Source organism: Streptomyces sp. CRCS-T-1, from assembly GCF_024442335.1.
Classification (GTDB): Bacteria; Actinomycetota; Actinomycetes; order Streptomycetales; family Streptomycetaceae; genus Streptomyces; species Streptomyces koelreuteriae.
Window position 1 is genome coordinate 5,530,097 of the sequence record NZ_CP101651.1, and the last position, 21,721, is coordinate 5,551,817.

Annotated in this window: 20 protein-coding genes; 4 read left to right on the forward strand and 16 right to left on the reverse strand. The window is 71.4% G+C overall.

All coding sequences use genetic code 11. The features are described from left to right. Window positions 1–101: 101 nt before the first annotated feature. The 4 genes from NNW99_RS25090 to pepN all read right to left on the reverse strand — a co-directional run bounded on the left by NNW99_RS25090 (window position 102) and on the right by pepN (window position 5,548). Window positions 102–845 carry an anti-sigma factor domain-containing protein gene (locus tag NNW99_RS25090; RefSeq protein WP_215121377.1) on the reverse strand — a complete coding sequence of 248 codons (744 nt, stop codon included), beginning with the start codon at window positions 843–845 and terminating at the stop codon, window positions 102–104. Beyond that, entirely contained in the window at window positions 842–1,453 is a 612-nt protein-coding gene (gene sigK, locus NNW99_RS25095; protein WP_215121378.1) for an ECF RNA polymerase sigma factor SigK, read from the reverse strand. The genes NNW99_RS25090 and sigK overlap by 4 nt, the downstream gene beginning before the upstream one ends. A 268-nt stretch (window positions 1,454–1,721) precedes the next feature. Then, complete coding sequence (locus NNW99_RS25100) at window positions 1,722–2,762, reverse strand: hypothetical protein (RefSeq protein WP_215124629.1); 1,041 nt, start codon at window positions 2,760–2,762, stop codon at window positions 1,722–1,724. Between the two features lie 197 nt (window positions 2,763–2,959). Beyond that, entirely contained in the window at window positions 2,960–5,548 is a 2,589-nt protein-coding gene (pepN, locus tag NNW99_RS25105) for an aminopeptidase N (protein ID WP_215121379.1), read from the reverse strand. A 137-nt stretch (window positions 5,549–5,685) separates the two neighbouring features. Here pepN and NNW99_RS25110 point away from each other — a divergent pair, with 137 nt between their 5' ends. Continuing rightward, a complete protein-coding gene (locus NNW99_RS25110) occupies window positions 5,686–6,324 on the forward strand; it encodes a DsbA family protein (RefSeq protein ID WP_215121380.1) in 639 nt (212 codons plus the stop codon). Window positions 6,325–6,327: 3 nt separating this feature from the next. On the opposite strand, the gene NNW99_RS25115 is transcribed toward NNW99_RS25110, so the two are convergent. From NNW99_RS25115 to NNW99_RS25160, 10 genes are all read right to left on the reverse strand, one after another. Then, window positions 6,328–6,555, reverse strand: coding sequence for a hypothetical protein (locus NNW99_RS25115; RefSeq protein ID WP_215121381.1), 228 nt, complete (start codon window positions 6,553–6,555; stop codon window positions 6,328–6,330). After that, window positions 6,555–7,595, reverse strand: a complete 1,041-nt coding sequence (locus NNW99_RS25120; protein WP_215121382.1) for a glycerophosphodiester phosphodiesterase family protein — start codon at window positions 7,593–7,595, stop codon at window positions 6,555–6,557. Before NNW99_RS25120 ends, NNW99_RS25115 begins: the two co-directional genes overlap by 1 nt. 26 nt (window positions 7,596–7,621) lie before the next feature. Next, window positions 7,622–9,046, reverse strand: a complete 1,425-nt coding sequence (locus tag NNW99_RS25125) for an FGGY-family carbohydrate kinase (protein ID WP_215121383.1) — start codon at window positions 9,044–9,046, stop codon at window positions 7,622–7,624. A 19-nt stretch (window positions 9,047–9,065) separates the two neighbouring features. Continuing rightward, complete coding sequence (locus NNW99_RS25130; protein WP_215121384.1) at window positions 9,066–10,097, reverse strand: 2-hydroxyacid dehydrogenase; 1,032 nt, start codon at window positions 10,095–10,097, stop codon at window positions 9,066–9,068. Beyond that, window positions 10,094–11,194: an ABC transporter ATP-binding protein gene (locus NNW99_RS25135; RefSeq protein WP_215121385.1), complete on the reverse strand. Its 1,101-nt coding sequence runs from the start codon at window positions 11,192–11,194 to the stop codon at window positions 10,094–10,096. The genes NNW99_RS25130 and NNW99_RS25135 overlap by 4 nt, the downstream gene beginning before the upstream one ends. Continuing rightward, window positions 11,166–11,996: a DeoR/GlpR family DNA-binding transcription regulator gene (locus NNW99_RS25140; protein ID WP_215121386.1), complete on the reverse strand. Its 831-nt coding sequence runs from the start codon at window positions 11,994–11,996 to the stop codon at window positions 11,166–11,168. Before NNW99_RS25140 ends, NNW99_RS25135 begins: the two co-directional genes overlap by 29 nt. After that, window positions 11,993–13,081 carry an ABC transporter ATP-binding protein gene (locus NNW99_RS25145; RefSeq protein WP_215121387.1) on the reverse strand — a complete coding sequence of 363 codons (1,089 nt, stop codon included), beginning with the start codon at window positions 13,079–13,081 and terminating at the stop codon, window positions 11,993–11,995. The genes NNW99_RS25140 and NNW99_RS25145 overlap by 4 nt, the downstream gene beginning before the upstream one ends. After that, complete coding sequence (locus tag NNW99_RS25150) at window positions 13,078–13,902, reverse strand: carbohydrate ABC transporter permease (protein ID WP_251057927.1); 825 nt, start codon at window positions 13,900–13,902, stop codon at window positions 13,078–13,080. Before NNW99_RS25150 ends, NNW99_RS25145 begins: the two co-directional genes overlap by 4 nt. Beyond that, entirely contained in the window at window positions 13,899–14,777 is an 879-nt protein-coding gene (locus NNW99_RS25155; protein WP_215121389.1) for a carbohydrate ABC transporter permease, read from the reverse strand. The genes NNW99_RS25150 and NNW99_RS25155 overlap by 4 nt, the downstream gene beginning before the upstream one ends. A 167-nt stretch (window positions 14,778–14,944) precedes the next feature. Further along, complete coding sequence (locus tag NNW99_RS25160) at window positions 14,945–16,366, reverse strand: sugar ABC transporter substrate-binding protein (RefSeq protein ID WP_215121390.1); 1,422 nt, start codon at window positions 16,364–16,366, stop codon at window positions 14,945–14,947. 148 nt (window positions 16,367–16,514) lie between these two features. Between NNW99_RS25160 and NNW99_RS25165 the strand changes: the two genes are divergently transcribed. From NNW99_RS25165 to NNW99_RS25175, 3 genes are read left to right on the forward strand one after another with little or no spacing between them, the layout of a single operon-like run. Beyond that, on the forward strand, window positions 16,515–17,981 hold the full coding sequence (locus tag NNW99_RS25165) for an FGGY-family carbohydrate kinase (RefSeq protein ID WP_215121391.1): 1,467 nt from the start codon (window positions 16,515–16,517) through the stop codon (window positions 17,979–17,981). Continuing rightward, a complete protein-coding gene (locus NNW99_RS25170; RefSeq protein WP_215121392.1) occupies window positions 17,978–18,604 on the forward strand; it encodes a histidine phosphatase family protein in 627 nt (208 codons plus the stop codon). The genes NNW99_RS25165 and NNW99_RS25170 overlap by 4 nt, the downstream gene beginning before the upstream one ends. 12 nt (window positions 18,605–18,616) lie before the next feature. After that, complete coding sequence (locus NNW99_RS25175) at window positions 18,617–19,393, forward strand: SAM-dependent methyltransferase (RefSeq protein ID WP_215121393.1); 777 nt, start codon at window positions 18,617–18,619, stop codon at window positions 19,391–19,393. 118 nt (window positions 19,394–19,511) lie between these two features. On the opposite strand, the gene NNW99_RS25180 is transcribed toward NNW99_RS25175, so the two are convergent. Together NNW99_RS25180 and NNW99_RS25185 are read right to left on the reverse strand one after the other, a co-directional pair. Beyond that, on the reverse strand, window positions 19,512–20,159 hold the full coding sequence (locus NNW99_RS25180; RefSeq protein WP_215121394.1) for a superoxide dismutase: 648 nt from the start codon (window positions 20,157–20,159) through the stop codon (window positions 19,512–19,514). A 144-nt stretch (window positions 20,160–20,303) separates the two neighbouring features. Next, on the reverse strand, window positions 20,304–21,683 hold the full coding sequence (locus NNW99_RS25185) for an amino acid permease (protein WP_215121395.1): 1,380 nt from the start codon (window positions 21,681–21,683) through the stop codon (window positions 20,304–20,306). Window positions 21,684–21,721 lie beyond the last annotated feature (38 nt).

Consider the following 21,721-nt stretch of genomic DNA (forward strand, 5'->3'; position numbering starts at 1 on the left):
AGGTGGCCGCGCCGCCATCGCGGTGGCCGAGCAGTGACCGTACTCCGGACCGCTGACCGTCACGCCGGGGACGGTGACCGTCAGGCCGGGATCGCTGACCCTCACGCCGGGACGGAGATGACGCCGACCGGGTCGGTCGTGGGCTGGCGGGAGCCGCCTGATGGTTCCACCGTGACGCAGACGGCCGTGGCCCCGCCGAGGCGGCCGTCCAGGACGTACGCCTGGCGTCCGCCCGACCCTGACACCAGTCCGGCCGGCCGGAACTGCCCCGGTCGGGCGTACCAGAGTTGGTAGACCTGGTCGTCGGTGAGCGGCGGCAGCCCGGAGGCGATGAACGCGGACTGTCCCTGCGCCCGGGAGGCGATCACACTCGCGGTGCCGCCGCGCGCGAGCTCACCCGTGCTGATCGTGGCGTCGGGCGCGGCCAGGACATCGGCGAGCTGCCGGTATCCGGCACGGTCCTGGGCGGCCTCCTCGCGCGCGGAGTCGGCCTCCGAGCTCTGCCACCAGGCGATGCCGCCGAGGGCCGCTGCCGCCGCCAGGGACGCCGCCAGCGCCAGCCGGAGAGCCCGTTGCCCACGGCGTCGCCGCCGGGCCTGTGCCGCGACGGTCCGGTCCTGGGGTACGGCCGCGATCCGCTCCAGCACCCGGCGGCGCAGGTCCGCAGGGGGTGTGCTCGTCTCTGTCGCCCCCATCGCGACGGCCGCCCCGGAGGCCTGATCGACCTCCGCACGGCAGGAGGCGCAGTCGGCCAGGTGCTCCTCGAACGCGGCTCTCTCACCGGCCGGCAGCGCGTGCAGCACATACGCGCCGACAGCGAGGTGGGGATCGTCGGTGAGGTTCACGAGCCGGCCTCCATACAGTCGTGCAGACGCCGCAGCCCCTGACGCATCCGCGACTTGACGGTGCCGGCCGGCATCGAGAGGGCCTCGGCGACCTCCGCGTAGGTCAGCCCCTCGTAGTAGGCCAGCACCAGCGGCAGCCTCAGTTCGCGGGTCAGTTCGGTCAGGCAGCGGAAGACGACCCGCTGCTCCTCCCGCGTCTCGACCTCCTCGGCGACGGTGTCGAAGGACCGCTCCTGCTCCCGGACGGCGGCGCGCAGCTCGCGTGCGCGGCCCGCGGCGACGGACCGGACCCGGTCCACCGCGCGGCGGTGCGCGAGGGTGAGGACCCAGTTCCGGGCGGCCCCGCGCGCCGGCCGGAACCGGTCGGCGGTCCGCCACACCTCCACCATCACGTCCTGGGTCACCTCCTCCGCCTGCGCCTTGTCCCGGATCACGCGGGTGGCCAGTCCCAGCACCGTGTGCGCCAGGGCGTCGTACAGTTCGGCGAAGGCCTCCTCGTCGCCGTCGGCGGCGCGGACGAGCAGCCGGTCCAGGCCGGGGTCGTCCGCGGCCGCCGTCCGTCCCCCTTGGGTGTCACCTTCCCTCTGGGCTCCGGCTCCTCGGTCCATCGCGCCTCCTCGGCTCAGCTCGACACTGGCCCTCTTCCACGGGCGGCGCATCCGGTCCGAACCCGTACGTCTGACAGATTCACCTGTCTGCCGCAGCAGGCGTCCGGCCGGTCTCACGCGCGGCGAGGCGGCGCGTTTCCACTGCTAGTTCGTAGCCGTCGGCCCGACAGATCAAGATCAGGGGCCGCCGGAACACGAGGAGGGGCCGCCGGAGTCACCGGCGGCCCCTCCTCCCCCTCCTGTCCCGCCCCCGCCCCCGGGTCCCTCCCTACCGGGGCAGCGCCACGACATACGCGGCCGGTTCGCGGTCGGCCGCCGCCATCAGGGCCGTGCGGACGACCGCCGCCTGCTGCTCCACCGAGTCGCGGAGCTTCCTGGGCGTGATGTGGACGACCGTGATGCCGAGCCGCTCCAGGTGCTCGCGCTTGCGGGCGTACTCCGACCACTGCGCCTCGTCGTTCTGCCGGGGCGCCCGGGTGTCCAGCTCCAGGGCCACCGCCTGGTCGGGCCAGTAGGCGTCCAGGCCGCCGAGGTAGGGGCCGCCGGGCAGGCGCAGGTCCACGTTCCACACCGGGTCGGGAAGGCCGTACTCGCGCACCATCCGGTACAGGCGGTCCTCCGCGATCGCCCGGCCCTCGGCCAGCAGGGAGTCCACCGCGTCCACCACGTGCGGGCGGCTCAGCAGCCGGGCCTGGTTCAGCTCCCGCACCACCGCGGCCGGCTCGCAGTACGCGCCGCGCACCGCCTCCGTCATCAGCCGGCGCACGATCACGGCGTCCGCGAGGCCTGCCACCGCGTCGGCCAGCGCACGGGCGACGGGCGCCACCGGCAGACCGGTGACCTGCTCGGGGACCGGCAGCGCCACCCCCCGGACGATGCGCGCACAGCCCGTCGAGCGCAGCCGGCGCATCCGCGGGACCAGGACGTCGATCGCGTCCAGGGACGGCAGCGGGGGAGTGGAGGAGAAGCCGTGCAGCGTCAGCGCGGCCAGACCCGTGATCATCGCCTCGGGCGGGGCGGGGGCGCCGGAGCCGTCCGCGGCGGGCTGGGCGGGAACACCCGTGCCGCGCTCCCGTGCCGCGTACATCAGCACCGCGTGCAGCCGCTCCTCGCTGGTCGGCGGGCCCGGGTGGAGCAGGACGACGCCGGGGAGGAACTGCTGCCAGGGGCCGCCGGGGATGCACTGCTCGGTCATCTGGGCCGTCGAGACACCGTGCGCGCGGAGCCGCGCGACCGTCATCACCCGGAGCCGGCCGCGGCCGGTCAGGTCGTGCAGGGGGCGGGGGGAGAGCGGGGTGTTGTGCGTCATGACCGGCAATTTCCCGCTTCGGACCCGCCTTTTAACCCCTGTTACAGGCCCGTCGACACATGCGGACAATCCGGCACTAAAGGACGGATGTTCGGATGCCGAAACCCCCTGGTCCGTTCGGGTGCGGACCAGGGTTACGGCTGTGATTGCCTGTATTCCGTAACGGTGACGGAACCCGAAATCTCAGGCCAAAGGTGTCAGGGCCCTGTCGAACCGGCAGTCGCGTCGCACGCCTGCCCCCGCAGAGCCCGCGCCAGATCGTCCCGGGCCTCCAGAACCAGCCGGCGCAGGGCCGGGGCCGCCTCCCGGTGGGAGTCCAGCCAGGCGTCCGTGGCGTCGAGGGTCTCCTGGGACTGCTGGAGCGACGGGAACAGGCCCGACACCACATGCATGCCGATCTGGATCGACCGCTCGGCCCACACCCGCTCGATCGCCGCGAAGTACTTCGCCGCGTACGGGGCGAGCAGATCGCGCTGCGAGCCCTGCTCGAAGCCCGAGATGGTCGCCTCGACCATGGCGTTGGACAGCGCGTCCGACTCCACGACCTGCGCCCACGCCTGCGCCTTGACCGCCTCCGACGGGCGGGCGGCCAGACAGCGCACCTGGTGACGCTTGCCGGAGGCGGTGTCGTCCCGGGCCAGCTCCTCGGCCAGCACCTTCTCGTCCACCACCCCGTGCGCGGCCAGCGGCTCCAGGAACACCCAGCGCAGCTCCTGGTCCAGGTCGAGGCCCTCGACCGCCACCGCGCCCGTCAGCAGGTCCCGCAGCAGCTCGAAGTCGGTGTCGGCGGCGGCCACCCGGGCGAAGAACCGCGCCCACGCGAGCTGGTGCTCGCTGCCCGCCCCGGCCGCGTACAGCTCGCGCCGCGCGCCCTCGGCGAGCAGCCGTCCGGCCGCCTCCCGCCGTCCGGGTGCCGTGTAGTGCGTGAGGGCCGACTCGGCCCACGCGTGCAGCATCTGGAGCACGCCGATCTCGGACTCGCGCCCCGCGAACCGCAGCACCAGGTCGACGAAGTCCCGCGCCGGGAGCAGCGCGTCCCGGGTCATGTTCCACAGCGCCGACCAGCACAGGGCGCGCGCCAGCGGATCGGTCACCGACCCCAGGTGCTCGCGCAGCGTCGCCAGGGAGGTCGTATCGAAGCGGATCTTGCAGTAGGTGAGGTCGTCGTCGTTGACCAGCACCAGGTCGGGGGCCTCGGCACCGGCCAGGTCCGCCACCACCGTCCGGGCGCCGTCGACGTCGGTCTCGGTGCGCGCGTACCGCTCCAGCGTGCCGCCGTCCGTCACCCGGTACAGGCCCACCGCCACCCGGTGCGGGCGCAGTTCCGGGTGCGACTCGGCGGCCTCCTGCACCACCGCCAGCTCCTCGACGCGGCCGTCCGGGCCGAGCAGCACCTGCGGGGTCAGCGAGTTCACCCCGGCCGTCTGCAGCCAGGACCGCGCCCAGGCGCTCATGTCCCGGCCGCTGGTCTCCTCCAGCACCGACAGCAGATCGCCCAGGCGCGTGTTGCCGTACGCGTGCCGCTTGAAGTAGCGCCGGGCGCCCTCCAGGAACGCGTCCTGCCCGACGTACGCCACGAGCTGCTTCAGCACCGACGCGCCCTTGGCGTACGTGATGCCGTCGAAGTTCAGCTTGGCGTCCTGCAGATCGCGGATGTCCGCCGTGACCGGGTGCGTGGAGGGCAGCTGGTCGGCGCGGTAGGCCCAGGCCTTGCGGCGGTTGGCGAAGGTGATCCAGCCGCCCGCGAAGCGGGTCGCGCCGACGAGCGAGAACGCGCCCATGAAGTCCGCGAAGGACTCCTTCAGCCACAGGTCGTCCCACCACTCCATGGTGACCAGGTCGCCGAACCACATGTGCGCCATCTCGTGCAGGATGACGTTGGCCCGGCCCTCGTAGGACGCCTGCGTCACCCTCCCGCGGAAGATGAACTCCTCCCGGAACGTCACCAGGCCCGGGTTCTCCATCGCGCCCAGGTTGTACTCGGGCACGAACGCCTGGTCGTACTTCCCGAACGGGTACGGGTAGTCGAAGTGGTCGTGGAAGAAGTCCAGGCCCTGCTTGGTGACCAGGAAGACGTCGTCGGAGTCGAAGTGGGGCGCGAGGCCCTTGCGGCACAGCGCGCCGAGGGGGATCTCCAGCGTCGTGCCGTCCGGATACGTACGGGAGTAGGAGTCCGTCACGTAGTGGTACGGGCCCGCCACCACACACGTGATGTACGTCGAGATCGGCTTGGTCTCCGCGAACCGCCAGACGCCGTCGGCGAGTTCGCCGACGCCATTGCTCCACACCGTCCAGCCCTCCGGCGCCCGCACCTCGAAGCGGAAGGGGGCCTTGAGGTCGGGCTGCTCGAAGTTCGCGAAGACCCGGCGGGAGTCGGCCGGCTCGTACTGCGTGTACAGGTACACCTCGCCGTCCTCGGGGTCGACGAAGCGGTGCAGGCCCTCACCGGTGCGAGAGTAGGCGCACTGGGCGTCGACGACCAGCTCGTTGTCGGCAGCCAGGTCCTCCAGCGTGATCCGGGAGCCGTCGAAGACCTCACCGGGGTCCAGATCACGGCCGTTGAGTGAGACGGCCGTCACACTCGGCGCGATCAGATCGGCGAAGCTGCTCGCCCCCGGCTCGTTGCAGCGGAAGCGCAGCGTCGTCACCGAGCGGAAGGTGCGGGGCCCGGCGCCGTCGTCCTCGCCGACCGCGGACCGCAGGTCGAGGGACACCTCGTACCCGTCGACGCTCAGCAGGGCGGCCCGCTCCCGGGCCTCGTCGCGGGACAGATTCTCACCGGGCACGGGCGGCACTCCTCATGTGTCGTGGGGTACTGCTGAACAGCACCGATCCTGCCATGTGCCCCTGACGGCAGGGACCGGGAATGACCGGAGCGAGCACCGGCGTTCCCGGAGGAAACGGTTTCCTCTTGAGGAGAGACATGTCGGACAAGACCCCCGTCGACTTCTGGTTCGACCCGCTGTGCCCCTGGGCATGGATGACCTCCCGCTGGGTGCTGGAGGTGGAGAAGGTCAGGGACATCGAGGTGCGCTGGCACGTCATGAGCCTGGCCGTCCTCAACGAGGACAAGCTCGACGACCTGCCCCAGGAGTACCGCGAGCTGCTGGAGACCAAGGCGTGGGGCCCCGTCCGGGTCGTCATAGCCGCGCAGCAGGAGCACGGCGCCGAGGTCCTCGGCGACTTCTACACCGCCCTCGGCACCCGCATCCACAACCAGGGCGGGGGCCCCGGCAAGGAGATCGTCGCCGCCGCCCTGGAGGACGTCGGCCTGCCCGCGTCCCTCATCGAGCACTGGGACTCCACGCCCTACGAGGCCGAGCTGCGCGCCTCCCACAAGGAGGGCATCGAGAAGGTCGGCCAGGAGGTCGGCACCCCGGTCATCGCCGTGCCCGGCTCCGACGGCGAGCAGATCGCCTTCTTCGGCCCGGTCGTCACCCCCGCCCCGCAGGGCGACGAGGCCGGCCGCCTCTGGGACGGCACCCTCGCGGTGGCCTCGGTCCCCGGCTTCTACGAGATCAAGCGCACCCGCACCAAGGGTCCTGACTTCTCCAACCTGTAGGGCTCACTCGACGGGGGCGGCCTGGATCCGGAGTTCCTCCGGGAGCAGGCCGTCCTCGCCGCGGTTGAGGTAGCGCTGGTACCACCGGCAGCCGACAGCGGTGCAGCGCCAGTAGTCGTCCACGAAGTGCCCGTGCCCCTTCTCCGCCAGGACAGCCGCCCGCTCGGCGGGGTTGAACCTCCGGAACTCCTGCATGGTGCCGCAGGTCCGGCACGCCCGGTTCACCGTCATCAGCCCCTCCTAGCCATCACCGCCAGGTCGGGGAAGTCGGTCACGACCGCGTCGACTCCCCACCGGTAGTACAGCGCGTACTCGGCGAACGCGTCCCCGAAATCGTTCGCTCCGCTTCCGCGCCGGAACTGTGCCGGCAGGAACTGGTTCTCCGCGCGGAAGGTGTACGGGCCCACGCGCAGACCCGCGGCATGGGCGTCCGCGAGGAGAGAGGTGCCGACGAGCGACGCCTTGTCCGGCCCGATCCAGTCCGCGTACTCCGCGATCTCCGCCAGGCCCGCCGGCGTCATCATCTCCTTGTAGGTCCGCCCGGGCAGGTCGTACGGCCCGCCCGTCGTCCCCAGCGCCTGCCACAGCGGCACACCCAGCCCCGTCATGCGCTGGAGGCTCGTCGGCTCGAAGGACTGCACGACGCACTCGCGCCGGCCGAGCCGCTCGCGGCGGATCACGGCCGCGAGCTTCGGCTCCAACGGCAGCCCGAGGGACCGGAAGTACGTCGGATGCTTGGTCTCCGGGAAGACGGCGATCGTCCGGCCGTGGCTCCGCGACAGCCGCCGCGCCAGCTCCACGACCTCCTGGAAGGTCATCACCTCCTCACGACCGTCGAAGACCGTGTTGCGGTTGCGGACCTGGGGCAGCCGCTCCACCGCCCGCAGCGTCTTCAGCTCGGCGAGGGTGAAGTCCTCCGTGAACCATCCCGTCACGGCCCGGCCGTCGACCGTCTTCGTCGTACGGCGGTCCGCGAACTCGGGGTGTCCGGCCACATCGGTCGTCTGGGAGATCTCGTTCTCGTGCCGGACGACGAGCACATGGTCCTTCGTCGGCACCAGGTCCGGTTCGATCCAGTCCGCGCCCGTCTGCACGGCGTACGCGTACGAGGCGGCCGTGTGCTCCGGGCGCCAGCCGGCCGCGCCGCGATGGCCGATGACCACCGGGCCCTTGCGCGGTTCGGCCGCCGCCGGTGCGGCCGTGGCCGCCGTGGCCGCCGTGGCGGTTCCCGCCGTCGCCGCGAGCAGGAGGGATCTCCGTCCGAGCTGCATGCAACTCCCCTTCAGAGTCGAGTGGTTCACGTACGGGCCCGGGCCCGCGCCTGCGCCAGCCGGACCAGGTGCTCCTCGTAACCTCGCGTGTAGAACGCGGCCCGCCCCGGATCCGGCTCGACGACCTCCGTCGGCCGGGTCCACTCCGCCGCCTCCAGCGGCACCCCGTACCGCTCGGCCGCCGCCAGGACCGCGCCCCGCGCGCCCACCTCGCCCTCGACGACCCGCAGCGGCCTGCCGAGTACGTCGGCGAGCAGCCGCATCCAGGCGGGGCTGCGGGTGCCGCCGCCGCACACGGCCAGATTTCCGGTGAGGCCCGCCGCCTCCAGGCAGTGCCGGGCCGCGTACCCGATGCCCTCGCAGGTGGCGCGGACCAGATCGCCCCGGGTCGACTCCAGGGAGACACCGAGGAGTTCGGCGCGCAGTCGCGGCTCCACGAAGGGGGCGCGTTCACCGGAGGGCGCGAAGTACGGCAGCACCCGGACGCCGTTCGCGCCCGGCGGGGTCTCGGCCAGCAGGCCGTCCACCTCGTCGTGCCGCACCCCCGTCGTCGACAGCACCCAGTCCAGTGCCGCCGTGCCGACCATCGCGGGCATGGCGCGCAGCCAGTGACCGGGCCGGTCCGTGGAGATGTACAGGCCCGCCGGTTCGCCGCTCAGGTCCAGCTCGGTCGTGGCGACCAGGCTGGCCAGACAGGTGCCGACGATCAGCAGCCCGTCGCCCGGGGACGTCACCCCGGCGCCCAGCGCGCAGGCCGGCAGATCGTAGGGGCCGTTCGCGACCCGGGTGCCGGACGGCAGGCCCTCGCCGAGCGCCTCGGCCGTCGCGACCGGGTCGCTCACCGGGGCGAGCAGACCGCGCCGGTGGGTCAGCCCCAGCAACTCCACCACCCGGTTGTCGTACGTCCGGGTCCGCGGGTCGAGGAAGGGCATCGAGGCGTCCGACACATCCGTCGTCGGACCGGCCCCCGTCAGCCGCTGGAACACCATGTCCTTGCAGTACAGGGCGGCCTTCGCGGCATCCAGCGTCTTCGGTTCGTTGCCGTCCAGCCAGGCCAGCAGCGGCCCCGGACACCCGGGGAACATCGCGCTGCCCGTCCGCCGGAACACCGTCTCGAAGGTGCCGTCGGCCAGCCACCGGTCGACCAGCTCGTGCGCCCGGCCGTCCATCCAGGAGGCCGCGGGCCGCACGGGCCGCCCCTCGCCGTCGACCAGCCACACCCCGTCGCCCTGCCCGGTGAGCCCGGCCAGCTCGACCGGTTCCGGGACACGTGCGGTGACCTCACGGAGGACAGCCACGACCGCCCCGTACACCTCCTCCATGTCCTGCTCGACGACCCCGCCGTGCAGCGAGAGGGCCACCGACCGGGATTCCACGGCCAGTTGGCGTCCCGCCGCGTCGAAGGCCGCCGCCTTGACCATGGACGTGCCCACATCGATACCGACGTACATGCGGCTCTCCTCCCGGTCCTCAGGTCAGGCAGTGCGCGAGCGGCTCCCCGCGCACCCAGCGGCCCACCTCTTCGGCGGCGATCCGCGCGGCCTTCTCCGCCACCGCGCGCGACGCCCCGCCCAGATGCGGGGTCAGCACGACCCGGTCACCCAGCCCCAGCAGCCGGGACTCCGCGGGCAGCGGCTCCCGCTCGTACGTGTCGAGCGCCGCCGCCGACAGCCGCCCGCTCTCCAGCGCGTCGCACAGCGCGCCCTCGTCCAGCAGCGGGCCCCGGGCCACGTTCACCACCACCGCGCCGGGCGGCAGCAGCCCCAGCTCCCGGGCGCCGATCAGCCCCCGGGTCTCGGGGGTGAGCCGGGCGTGCAGGGTGATCACCTGGGAGTCGCGCAGCAGGCCGCCCAGGGAGTTCACACGCAGCCCGTGGATCTCCCCGTGCACATACGGGTCGTACACCATCACCCGCGCCCCGAACGCGCACAGCACCCGCGCCACCCGGCTGCCGACGGCCCCGTATCCGACCAGCCCGACGGGCAGGTCCTCCAGCTCCAGACCGCTCCGCTCGTACGTGTAGTAGGTCGCGCCCTCCCAACTGCCCTGCCGGGCCAGCGGGTCATGGGCCTGGGGGATGCGGCGCAGGGCCGACAGCATCAGGGCGACGGTGAACTCGGCGGTGGCGGCGGCGTTGCGGCCCGGCGCGAAGCACACCCGCACGTCCCGGTTCTTGGCCGCGTCCAGGTTGACGTTGACCGGCCCGCCCCGGCACACCACGACCAGCTTCAGATCCGGGCAGGCGGCGAGCACCCGCTCGGTGACCGGCCCCATCTGCGTGACCAGGACCTCCGCCCCGGCCAGCGCCTCGATCAGCTCGTCCTCGGCGTCACTGGCCTCCTGCACCTCGGCGACCGGCCCGAACGGCTCCAGCGGCCAGCCGAGTCGCAGCTCCCTGATCCGCGCCCGCTCCACCTCGTGTTCCACCGCCCGGGTGATCAGCGACGGCAGGACGAAGTGGTCGCCGGCGGCCACGACACGCACGTTCTCTTCGGAGGTCATCGCAGTGAGGCTCCTGTCTCGGCGTCGAAGACATGGGTGTGGTCGGGATCGGCGGCGACCCGGACCTGCTCGTCGTGGGCGAGCCGTACCTCGGGGTCGGTGAGGACGACCAGATGCCGTTCCACACCGTCGAGGGAGAGGGTCGCCAGGCCCGACTCCAGCAGCGGTTCGTGCGCGACGACCCGGGCGGGCAGGCCGCCTTCGGCGGTGAGTGAGACGTCCTCGGGGCGGATCCCGACGACGACCTCCCGGCCTGCCTCCACGGAAACGGTCTCGGGCAGCGCGATCCGCACCGAGCCGGAGAGCCGGGCGTGCCCGTCGCCGGTGGCGATGCCGGGCAGCAGGGTGATCGCGGGCTCGCCGACGAAGTCCGCGACGAACAGATTGGCCGGGCTGTCGTAGATCTCGTACGGGGTGCCGAGCTGCTGGATCACACCGTCCTTCATCACGGCGATCCGGTCGGCGAGCGAGAGGGCCTCCTCCTGGTCGTGGGTGACCAGGATCGTGGTGTGGCCCAAGTCCTTCTGAATGCGCTTGAGTTCACGGCGGGTGGTGTCGCGCTGGGCCGCGTCCAGATGGGACAGCGGCTCGTCGAGGAGCAGCACGTCCGGCTCGCGGATCAGGGCCCGGGCGAGCGACACGCGCTGCTTCTGGCCGCTGGAGAGCCCGGCCGGTCGGGCATCGAGGAGGTCGGTCAGCCCGACTCTCTCGGCGATCTCCTTCACCTTGCGGTCGACGTCACCCCGGGATCCCCGGGCGGCCTTCTTGCGCGCCTTCAGCCCGAACGCCAGGTTCTCCGCCACCGACAGCGGCGGATACAGCGCGTAGTTCTCGAACGCGACCCCGATGTTCCGCTGCTGAGCGGGCCGTTCGACCACCGAGTCCCCGCCGACCAGGATGTCCCCGCCGGTGACCGACTCGAGACCGGCGATCATCCGCAGGGTCGTCGACTTGCCGCACCCGGAGGGCCCGAGCAGCCCGAGCAACTCCCCGGACCGCAGGCTCAGATCGATCCCGCGAACGGCATCCACCGAAGGCCGCCCCCGCGACCGGTACGTCTTACGCAGCTCACGAAGCTCCAGTCCCGTTCCCGTCATGGCCGCCCTTCGTCGCGCAAACCTCGTAACGGACCTTGTGCTCGTCCAGATCCCGCAGTGCCTCCGCCGATGCCCCGTCGTCCACCAGGAGCGTGTCGAAGCGGGAGAGCGGGACGACCCGGTGCAGGGCGACCCGGCCGAGCTTGGTGTGGTCGATCAGCAGGACGTTCCGTGCCGCCGCGTCGAGCATCGCCCGCTTCACGGACACGATGTGCTGCTCCTGGTGGTAGGCGTAACCCCCGTGCACGGCCGACGTCGACGCGAAGCACACGTCCACGCGCAGTTGCTCGACCGCCTCCACGCAGGACACCCCGAGGAAGGAGGAGTGCAGCGGGTCGTAGTCGCCGCCGAGCGCCATCAGGTGGATGCCCCGCTGGTCGGAGAGGAGGTTGATGGCCTCCAGGAAGTTGGTGACGACCGTCAGCGGTGTGACCTCGCCCGTGCGCAGCCGCCTGGCTATCTCCAGGGTGGACGTGGAGTCGTCCAGCAGGATCGCCATGCCGGGCTCCACCATGCGCAGCGCGTGCTCGGCGACGGCGGCCTTCTCGGCCCGCATGGTCTTCAGCCGGTACTGCACGTTCGACTCGAAGACCCCCGACGGCTGCGCGGTCACCCCGCCCCGGGACTTGCGGACGATGCCCTGCCGTTCGAGTTCGTCGAGGTCGCGGTGGATGGTCATCAGGCTCACCCCGAACCGCTCGGCCAGCTCCGCCGCCGTCGCCGAGCCGTCGGCCAGCACCTGCTCGGCCATGGCGGCCTGCCGCGCCGCGGGCCCCTGCTGTCCACCACTGCTGCTGCTCATGATCGTGTCTCTATCCGTCGTCCCGGGCGCTCCGGCCGGTCGGCCTCGAACAGCAGCAGGTTCTCAGGCCGGACCGCGAGCCGTACCGGTTCGTCCGCCCGAAGGCGTGCCGCGTCCACCCGGGGCGCCACCAGCGACACCCGCTGCTCCCCGGTCCCGAGCCGGACGGTGACCTCGACGGACCGCCCGAGCACCTCGGTGACGTACACGGTCCCGGTGAGTTCATGACCGTCGCCGCGCAGGGCGATGTCCCGGGGCCGCAGACCGACGAGGACGTCCGTGCCGGGCGAGGCCTGGGCCCGGACCGGCAGCTCGACCCCGCCCTCGGCCCGCACCCCGCTCTCCGTGACCACCCCGGGCAGCAGATTGATCCGGGGCCGCCCGAAGGCCCGCGCGACCTCCGTGTCGTACGGCTGGTACCAGATCTCCTCCCGGGTGCCCGTCTGCACGATCCGCCCGTCCCGGATGACCCCGATCCGGTCGCCGAGCGCCAGCGCCTCGACGGAGTCGTGGGTGACGTACAGCGTGGTCGTGTGCTGCACGGCCCCGATCGCCTTCAGCTCGGCCCGCATCTGCTGGCGGAGTTTCGCGTCCAGGTGGGACAGCGGCTCGTCGAGGAGAAAGGCCCGGGCCGGGCGGACCAGCACCCGCCCGAGAGCGACCCGCTGCCGCTGGCCGTTGGACAACTGGCCCACCGGACGGTCCAGCAGCCCGGAGATGCCGAGCAGTTCGGCGACCGCGCCGATCCGCTGCCGGGCCTCGGCGGCGGGCAGCCGGTGCCGGGGGGAGCGCAGGGGCGAGGCCAGGTTGTCGTAGGCCGAGCGGTGCGGGTAGAGCGCGTAGCTCTCGAAGCACATGGCCACGCCCCGGTCGTAGGGCTCCACGCCCCGCATGTCCTTGCCGTCGAGCACGACCGTGCCGGAGTCGGGCGGTTCGAGCCCGGCGATGGTCTTGAGGGTCGTCGTCTTGCCGGCCCCGGAAGGTCCCAACAAGCAGAAGAACTCGCCCTCCCTGACGTCCAGTTCGAGTGCGTCGAGCGCGACGGTCTTGCCGTACGCCTTCCGTATCCCGCTCAGCGTGATCATGATTTCACCGCCCCGAACGACAGGCCCCGCACCAGATACCGCTGGATCGTCAGCGCCAGCAGCAGCGGCGGTACGACGGAGACGAGTGCCGCTGCGGCCGTCAGGTTGTACTTGGGCCGGTCCCCGCCGAGGAAGGACAGCGCGCCCACGGTCACCGTCTGGGCCTCGTTGGAGGTGAGGATCAGCGGGAAGACGAAGTTGTTCCAGGCGAAGATGAAGGCCAGCAGCGACACCGCCGCGATACCCGGCTTGACCAGCGGCAGGGCGACACGGAAGAACGCCTGCTTGCGGGTGTAGCCGTCCAGCAGGGCCGCCTGCTCCAACTCCGGTGTCAGATCGGCGAAGTAGGACCGCATGATCCACACGATCAGCGGCAGCGTCACCAGTTGCAGCACCCACACCATGCCGACGTACGTGTCGAACAGGCCGAGCTTCTGGTACAGCACGAACAGCGGGATGATCACGGTCAGTTCGGGTGCGAAGCGGAACGACAGCAGCGTGAACATTAGGTTCTCGGAGCCCTTGAACCGCCACCGCGCCGAGGCGTACGCCGCCGGCAGACCGACGACGAGCGACAGCGCGACCGCCCCCACCGACACCACCAGGCTGTTGACGAAGAACCGCACGAACGGAATGCCCTCGCTGTCGCCGAGGACCGTCCGGTAGCCGTCGAGGGTGGGGGAGAAGGAGAAGTAGGTGGAGAAGAGCTGGTCGGTCGGCTTCAGCGACAGGATCACCATCCAGGCGATGGGGAACAGCGCGAAGACGAAGTAGAGGATCAGGGCGGTGTCGCACACCCACCCCACCAGGCGTTTCCTCATGAGGTGACCTCCGCGGCCTTCCGCTGGATCTTCCCGAGATGCTTCACCAGCACCATCGCGGCCAGATACACCACGGCCCACAGCACGATCGTGTAGCTGATCCCGAAGGAGTACCGCTGGAAGCGGATCGCTTCGAGATACGCCCGGATCTGGAGCACCACCGTCGAGTCACCCGGCCCGCCCTCCGTCAGGGCGTAGATGATGTCGAACACCTTCAGCGAGTCCATGAACCGGAAGATCACCGCGACCAGCACATACGGCCACAGCATCGGCAGCGTCAGCCGCCGGAAGGTGTACCACCACCCCGCGCCGTCCACGGCCGCCGCCTCGAACGGGGAGGTGGGCAGCGACCGCAGACCGGCGAGGGCGAGGATCGCCACGAACGGGGTGTACACCCACACGTCCACGGCGATCGACGACAGCAGCGCGCCCGTCGGGGTGTCGGTCCACTGCACCCCGCCGAGACCGAAGGGCCGCAGCAGGTAGTTGACCACCCCGACCGACGGCTGGAGCATCAGCTTCCAGATGATCGCCGCGATCACCGGGGCGATCATCAGCGGCAGGATCAGGATCTTCTCCAGGACCCGGCCCAGCAGCGTCGAGCGGTGCAGCAGCAGGGCGACGGCCACCCCGAGCACGGTCTCGACGAAGGCCGCCCCGACCGCGTACAGCACCGTCACCCACGCCGAGTTCCAGAACGCCTCCTGCGTGAAGACGGTCGAGTAGTTCTCGAACCGCACCATGTCCGGCTGCGGCTTGCTCGCCGAGAAGTCGAACAGCGTGTAGTACAGCCCGAGCCCGAAGGGATAGAGGATCCCGCAGGTCAGCAGCAGGGCCGGGACGATCAGGAAGTACGGGCGCAGGGCCAGGCGCATGCGTAGGGGTCCTTTTACTATGAGCGTCCGATCAGGGCGCGTGGTCTGGTGCCGTGCATCGCAAGGCGCCGGAGCGTCCTCGTGGCGGAGCCACGTGGGCGTTTCGGCAACGCGGCGAGGTGCGGTGCCAGGCCGCGTGACCCGGGCGGGCATAGTGAAAGGACCCCTTACCCCACCTTGTCGGCGAGGTCGTCCGCCAGCCCGTCCAGGACGGACTTCGCGCCCTGGCCGCCGTAGATCTCCTGGAGGGCCGCCGCCCAGCTCGTCGTCGCGTCGAAGAACTGCGCCTGCGGGGTGAACTGGATCTTCGTCTGGTCGACGACCGTCTCGAAGGTCTCCAGGAAGCCCGGCAGATGACGCATCTTGTCCTTGTACGCGGCGTCGTCGGCGACCGACTTGCGCACCGGGTCGATGTGGTTGTGCGTGATCGCGCTCTTGCGCAGATGCTCCTTGCCGGTCGCCCACTGCAGGAACAGCCAACTGGCGCTCTTCTTCTTGCTCTTGGCGTTCATGCCGAGCGACCAGATCCACATGTTGGTGGCCAGCGACCCGTCCGGACCCTTCGGCCCCGGATGGAAGGCGATCTTCCCGGAGGCGGGGCTCGCGCCCTTCACGGCCTGGAAGTAGGCGGCCGTGTCGGCGTCGAACAGCATCCCGGCCTTCTTCGCGCCCAGGTCGCTGGAGCACTGGTACCAGGTGTACGACGTCCAGGACGGCGGGCCGCCCCGCTTGACCATCCGCGCCCAGTCCTCGGTGAAGGCGACGGCCTCGGGGCTGTTCATGGCGGGCGTGAGCTTCCCGCCGTCGACGGTGAAGTCCTTCAGCCCGTTGCGGGCGTACATCGTCATGAAGCCGGGGTGGATGGTGGCCCAGCTCCTGGAGCCGCGTACGGCGATCCCGTACATCCCGTCGAAACCGGCGCCCGGCGCCTTCCGCTTGATGGTCTCGGCGAGTTCGGTCAGCTCGTCGAACGACTCGGCCGGCTTCACCCCGAGCTTCGTGAACACCTCGGTGTTGTAGGCGACGACGTTCGTCTCCCAGCCCCACGGCAGCGCGTACTGCCCGCCCCGGCCGAGCGGCGCGCCCGCCTTCAGCGACCACTGGTCGGCCTGGAGCAGGTTGGGGAAGAAGTCCCCCTGGTCCCATTCGGAGCCGGTCGCCGCGGAGTTGCGCATCCAGGGCCCGAGATCCTCCAGCCAGTTCGGCGGCCCGTACTGCCACACCATGTACGCGCCGAGCATGAACACGTCGTAGGAGGCGCGCCCGCTGGACAGGTCCACGGTGAGCTTGTCGAAGTAGTTGTCCTCGGGGAAGACGTCGTACTCGACCTTGATGCCGGTCTTCTCGGTGAACGACTTCAGGTCGGCTATCAGGGCGTCCGTGTACGGGTGCTTGTTGAGCAGCGCCTTGACGGTGGTGCCCTTCTCCCGCTTCCAGTCGAAGGAACCGGTGATGTCGTCCGCCGCTGACCCGTCGCTCTTGCTGTCGTTCCCGCCGAATCCGGAGCCGCAGGCCGTGAGCAGCGGGGCCGCGGCAGCACCGGCGGCGAGGGCGAGGAAGCGCCGGCGGTCGTGCACGTGCGTGTCCATCCGTACCTCCACGTGGAGCCTGGTTAACACGTCGAGTCGACTCGTTAACCGAGGGTGGAACGGCTGAAGTTGGGCGTCAATCCCTCGCGCACGGGAAAATCTCAGGGCAGAGTGTGAAGTTCACGGATTCATATGTGCGGGAGGCCGTATGACGCACGAGCACGAGGCCTGGCTGGGGATCGACCTGGGCACGCAGAGCGTCCGCGTGCTGCTGGTCACGGCCGACGGCACGGTCCTCGGCAGCGGCTCGGCCCCGCTGACCGGGCGCCGCGAGGGGGTGCGGCACGAGCAGGACCCCGTGCGCTGGTGGGAGGCGCTGTGCACGGCGTCCCGGGCGGCGCTCGCCCGGGCGCCCGGTGTGCCGATCGGCGGACTCGCGGTGTGCGGCACCTCCGGCACGGTCCTGCTCACGGACGGCTCGGGCCGCTCGGTGAGCCCCGCGCTGATGTACGACGACGGACGCGCGGCGGCGGAGGCGGCCCGGGCCCGGGAGGCGGGGCTCGCGGTGCAGGACACCTGGGCGCTGCCGAAGGCGCTGTGGCTGCTGGGGGAGTACGGCCCCGGCCTGCGCCTCGCCCACCAGCCCGACCTGATCGTCTCCCGCCTCACCGGCGAACCGCCCCCGGCCGACTCCAGCCACGCCCTCAAGACGGGCTACGACCTCCACCGCGAGGCCTGGCCGGAGACCGCCCTGGCCCAACTGGGCATCCCAGAGCGTCTGTTGCCCGACGTCGTACGCCCGGGCACCCGTCTCGGCGAGGTCAGCGCGCAGGCCGCCGACGCCACCGGCATCCCCGCCGGCACCCCGGTGCTCGCCGGCATGACCGACGGCTGCGCGGCCCAGATCGCCTCGGGCGCGCTGCGGCCCGGCGCCTGGAACTCGGTGCTCGGCACCACGCTCGTGCTCAAGGGAGCCGCCCGGGACCCGGTCCGGGACCCCACCGGCGTGGTCTACAACCACCGCGCACCCGACGGCACCTGGCTGCCCGGCGGGGCGTCGAGCGTGGGCGCCGGGGCCCTCGCGGCGCACTTCCCGGACGCCGACCCGTCGGCCATGGACGAGCGGGCGGCGGCCTTCGAACCGGCCCGTGCGATCGCCTACCCGCTGGTGTCGCCGGGGGAGCGGTTCCCCTTCCGGGCACCCGAGGCCACCGGGTTCCTCCTCGGCGACCCCGCCGACGACGCCGAGCGGTGGGCCGCCCTGCTCCAGGGCGTGGGCTTCGCCGAACGCCTCTGCCTGGACTACCTCCACCACCTCGGCGCCCCCCTCGACGGCCCGCTCACCTTCACCGGCGGCGGCGCCCGCAGCCCCTACTGGAACCAGCTCCGCGCCGACATCCTCGGCCGCCCGGCTCGCGTCCCGGAACAGACGGAACCCGCCCTGGGCATGGCGGCGCTGGCCGCGTACGGGGTGTCGGGAGCCGGAGCGCTCGCCGATGTCGCCGAGCGCATGGTCCGCGTCCGAACGGTGCTCGAACCCCGCGCCGAGCACACGGCCCGCTTCGCGGAGCCGTACGCTCGCCTCGTCGACGCACTGGAGGAACGCGGCTGGCTGCCCGCCGACGTCGCGCACACCGCCCGTACCCGCCCGCACTCGGACCACGGAAAGCCATGACCCCCACCACCCTTCTCCTGGCCCGGCACGGGCAGACCGTCTGGCACGCCGAGAACCGGTACGCCGGGGTCAGCGACATTGACCTCACCGACACCGGCCGCGCCCAGGCCGAGGCCCTCGGCCGGTGGGCCGCCGCCCACCCCGTCGACGCGATCTGGACGTCCCCGCTGTCCCGGGCCCGCGCCACCGCCGAGCCCGCCTGCCGCGCCCTGGGCCTCGCCGCGGAGGTCGAACCGGGCCTGCGGGAATGCGACTTCGGCGTGGTCGAGGGGCGGACGCTCGCCGAGTTCGAGTCGGAGGACCCGGAGTGGGCCGCGGCCTACCGCGCCGACCCGGTCGCCCACTCCTTCCCCGGCGCCGAGGATCCGCTGGCGGCGGCGGCCCGGGGAATCCGCGCCCTGCGGGGCATCGCCACCGCCCACCCCGGCGGCCGCGTCCTGGTCGTCGCCCACAACACCCTGCTGCGGCTGGTGCTGTGCACACTGCTGTCCATCCCGCCCCGCGAGTACCGCAGAGTGCTCCCGCGGCTGCGGAACGCCGGGCTCAGCGAACTGCGCATGAACTCCGACGGTTCCGCCGCACTCCTCTCACTCAATGTGCCCTGCGAGACCGAAGTGCCGTAGCACCATGGGCCCATGACGCAGATCGACACCTCGGTGCCGCACTCGGCCCGGATCTGGAACTACTGGCTGGGCGGCAAGGACAACTACCCGGTGGACGAGGCGGCCGGTGACGCCTACACCGCCGTGTTCCCGGGCATCGTCACCATCGCCCGCGGCAGCCGCGCCTTCCTCGGCCGCACCATCCGCCACCTCGTCCAGGAGGCGGGCGTACGACAGTTCCTCGACGTCGGCACCGGCCTGCCCACCGTCGACAACACCCATGAGGTGGCCCAGCGCCTGGCCCCCGAGTCGCGTGTCGTCTACGTCGACAACGACCCCCTGGTCCTCGCGCACGCCCGCGCCCTGCTCACCTCCACACCGGAGGGCGCGACGGCGTACGAGCCCATCAGCCTCTACGAGCCGGAGCGCATCATCGAGGCGGCCGGGAAGACCCTCGACCTCACCCGCCCCACCGCCCTGATCCTCAGCGGCATCCTGGGCCACGTGTCCGACTACGACGAGGCCCGCGACCTCGTCCGCCGCCTCCTGGCCGGTCTGCCCTCCGGCAGCTTCCTCTCCCTCAACGAGGGCTCCCGCGGCACCGACCCGGCCTACGAGCGGGCCCAGGACGCCTACAACGAGACCGGCGCCGTCCCCTACTTCCTGCGGCCCGTCGAGCGGATCGAGGCCTTCTTCGAGGGCCTGGAACTGGTGGAACCGGGTGTGGTCTCGGTACCGCTGTGGCACCCCGAGCCGGGCGCGTCCACGGAGGCGATCGGCCAGCACGGCGGTCTCGGCCGCAAGCCCTGACCCGCCCCCCCGGCACGGGAAAACCCCCGCGAGTCATGTCCTCGCGGGGGCTTCCTTCAATCCGCCTGCCAGGTGAAGGGTGAGAAGACGATCACGAGGCAGGACGCTTCATACGGCCTCAGGGGGCCAGCAGCAGCACATCCGCGCGGGACTTGGCGGCCTCGTAACGCCGGGCCACGTCCTGCCAGTTGACGACCTGCCACATCGCCTCGATGAAGTCGACCTTCTGGTTCTTGTACTGCAGATAGAAGGCGTGCTCCCAGGCGTCGAACACGAGGATCGGGGTGGCGCCCTGGCCGACATTGCCCTGGTGGTCGTAGACCTGCTCCACGATCAGCCGCCCGCTCAGCGGCTCATAGGCCAGCACACCCCAGCCCGAGCCCTGCGTGGTCGCGGAGGCCTTGGTGAGCTGCGCCTTGAAGCCCGCGTAGGAACCGAAGGACTCGATGATCGCGTCCGCCAGGTCCCCCACACCGTCCGCGGCCAGCGGCTCCCCGCCACCGTCCTTCGGGCCGGTCATGTTCTGCCAGTAGATGCTGTGCAGGATGTGCCCGGACAGATGGAAGGCCAGATTCTTCTCCAGCCCGTTGATCGCCCCCCACGTCTCCTTGTCCCGCGCCTCGGCGAGCTGCTCCAGCGTGTCGTTCGCACCCTTCACATAGGCCGCGTGGTGCTTGTCGTGATGCAGCTCGATGATCTCGGGGCTGATCACGGGGGCGAGCGCGGAGTAGTCGTAGGGGAGCTCGGGCAGCGTGTAGACGGGCATGGTGGGGAACCCTCCGGACCTCTTATTGCAATGCGCTTGCAACTGCACGCTAGCAGCAGGATGGCGACGGTGGGTGCCCAGGGCACAGGAAAGGCCCCCGCTTGTGTCGCGGGGGCCTTCACCAGGGGATTCCTGCTGCCGGGGTTACTGCCGGGAGCGCGCCTTCTGCCACCCGTACCCGACGGCCGCCAGCACCAGTGTCATCGCGCCCGTCGAGTACAGCTGCACCCGCGTGTCCGCTTCCCGCGCCATCAGGACGAAGACCGTGGCCATACCGGCCAGGGCGACCCACGTCAGCCACGGGAAGGCCCACATCCGTACGGCCAGCTTCTCCGGCGCCTCGCGCTCCAGCCGGCGGCGCAGACGCAGCTGCGAGACGGCGATGAAGATCCAGACGACCAGGATGACCGCGCCGATCATGTTCAGCAGCCAGGCGAAGACGTCGTTCGGCCGCCAGTAGCTCAGCAGCACGCACAGGAAGCCGAAGACGGAGGAGGCCAGTACGGCGATCCGCGGCACTCCGCCCGAGACCCGGCCCAGCACCTTCGGGCCCTGGCCCCGCTGCACCAGCGAGTAGCCGATGCGGGAGGCGCCGTAGACGTTGGCGTTCATGGCGGACAGCAGGGCCACCAGCACGACGACGTTCATCAGCTGCCCGGCGCCGGGGATGCCCAGCTCGTCCAGGGCGGCGACGTACGGGCCCTTCTCGACGACCTCCTCGGAGTCCCAGGGGACCAGGGTGACGATGACGGCCATCGAGCCGATGTAGAACAGCGCGATGCGCCACATCGCCGTACGGACCGCGCTCGCCACGCCCTGGACGGGGTTCTCCGACTCGGCCGCCGCGATGGTGACCGTCTCCAGGCCGCCGTAGGCGAAGACCGAGGCGAGCAGGCCGATGACCAGGCCCTCACCGCCGTTCGGCATGAAGTCGGTGAGGTGGCTCGCGCCCGGCGAGTCCGTGCCGGGCAGGACACCGGCGATCGCCAGGACGCCGAGCACCAGGAACAGGGTGATCGCGCCGACCTTCAGCGCCGCGAACCAGAACTCGAACTCGCCGAAGTTCTTCACCGCCGCGAGGTTCGTGCCGCAGAAGACGACCATGAACAGCGCCACCCACGCCCACTCGGGGGTGCCCGGCAGCCAGCCGCTGACGATCTTCGCGGCGCCGATGCCCTCCAGGCCGACGGCCGTACAGAGGAGGACCCAGAACGCCCACCCGACGGTGAACCCGGCCCAGGGGCCGAACGCCCGCTCCGCGTGCGCCGAGAACGAGCCCGACGAGGGATACGCGGCCGACATCTCGCCGAGCATCCGCATCACCAGCATCACGAGGAGACCGGAGAGGGCGTAGGCGACCACGATCGACGGACCGGCCGCGGCGATACCCGCACCGGAGCCGACGAACAGACCGGCGCCGATCACCCCGCCGAGGGCGATCATCGACAGGTGGCGCTGCTTCAGGCCATGGGTGAGGGAGGCGTCGTCCGTGCTGGGCGGCGTCCCGGTGGTGGTGCTGGGCATGGGCGCGGCTCGTCCAATGCGTGAGAGGCGTAAGAGGG

Excerpts from the sequence above, each read along its gene's own strand:
- sigK (WP_215121378.1), bottom strand. The coding sequence starts at position 1,453 with ATGGACCGAGGAGCCGGAGCCCAGAGGGAAGGTGACACCCAAGGGGGA.
- NNW99_RS25100 (WP_215124629.1), bottom strand. The coding sequence starts at position 2,762 with ATGACGCACAACACCCCGCTCTCCCCCCGCCCCCTGCACGACCTGACC.
- NNW99_RS25110 (WP_215121380.1), top strand. The coding sequence starts at position 5,686 with ATGTCGGACAAGACCCCCGTCGACTTCTGGTTCGACCCGCTGTGCCCC.
- NNW99_RS25115 (WP_215121381.1), bottom strand. The coding sequence starts at position 6,555 with ATGACGGTGAACCGGGCGTGCCGGACCTGCGGCACCATGCAGGAGTTC.
- NNW99_RS25120 (WP_215121382.1), bottom strand. The coding sequence starts at position 7,595 with ATGCAGCTCGGACGGAGATCCCTCCTGCTCGCGGCGACGGCGGGAACC.
- NNW99_RS25125 (WP_215121383.1), bottom strand. The coding sequence starts at position 9,046 with ATGTACGTCGGTATCGATGTGGGCACGTCCATGGTCAAGGCGGCGGCC.
- NNW99_RS25130 (WP_215121384.1), bottom strand. The coding sequence starts at position 10,097 with ATGACCTCCGAAGAGAACGTGCGTGTCGTGGCCGCCGGCGACCACTTC.
- NNW99_RS25135 (WP_215121385.1), bottom strand. The coding sequence starts at position 11,194 with ATGACGGGAACGGGACTGGAGCTTCGTGAGCTGCGTAAGACGTACCGG.
- NNW99_RS25140 (WP_215121386.1), bottom strand. The coding sequence starts at position 11,996 with ATGAGCAGCAGCAGTGGTGGACAGCAGGGGCCCGCGGCGCGGCAGGCC.
- NNW99_RS25145 (WP_215121387.1), bottom strand. The coding sequence starts at position 13,081 with ATGATCACGCTGAGCGGGATACGGAAGGCGTACGGCAAGACCGTCGCG.
- NNW99_RS25150 (WP_251057927.1), bottom strand. The coding sequence starts at position 13,902 with ATGAGGAAACGCCTGGTGGGGTGGGTGTGCGACACCGCCCTGATCCTC.
- NNW99_RS25155 (WP_215121389.1), bottom strand. The coding sequence starts at position 14,777 with ATGCGCCTGGCCCTGCGCCCGTACTTCCTGATCGTCCCGGCCCTGCTG.
- NNW99_RS25160 (WP_215121390.1), bottom strand. The coding sequence starts at position 16,366 with ATGGACACGCACGTGCACGACCGCCGGCGCTTCCTCGCCCTCGCCGCC.
- NNW99_RS25165 (WP_215121391.1), top strand. The coding sequence starts at position 16,515 with ATGACGCACGAGCACGAGGCCTGGCTGGGGATCGACCTGGGCACGCAG.
- NNW99_RS25170 (WP_215121392.1), top strand. The coding sequence starts at position 17,978 with ATGACCCCCACCACCCTTCTCCTGGCCCGGCACGGGCAGACCGTCTGG.
- NNW99_RS25175 (WP_215121393.1), top strand. The coding sequence starts at position 18,617 with ATGACGCAGATCGACACCTCGGTGCCGCACTCGGCCCGGATCTGGAAC.
- NNW99_RS25180 (WP_215121394.1), bottom strand. The coding sequence starts at position 20,159 with ATGCCCGTCTACACGCTGCCCGAGCTCCCCTACGACTACTCCGCGCTC.
- NNW99_RS25185 (WP_215121395.1), bottom strand. The coding sequence starts at position 21,683 with ATGCCCAGCACCACCACCGGGACGCCGCCCAGCACGGACGACGCCTCC.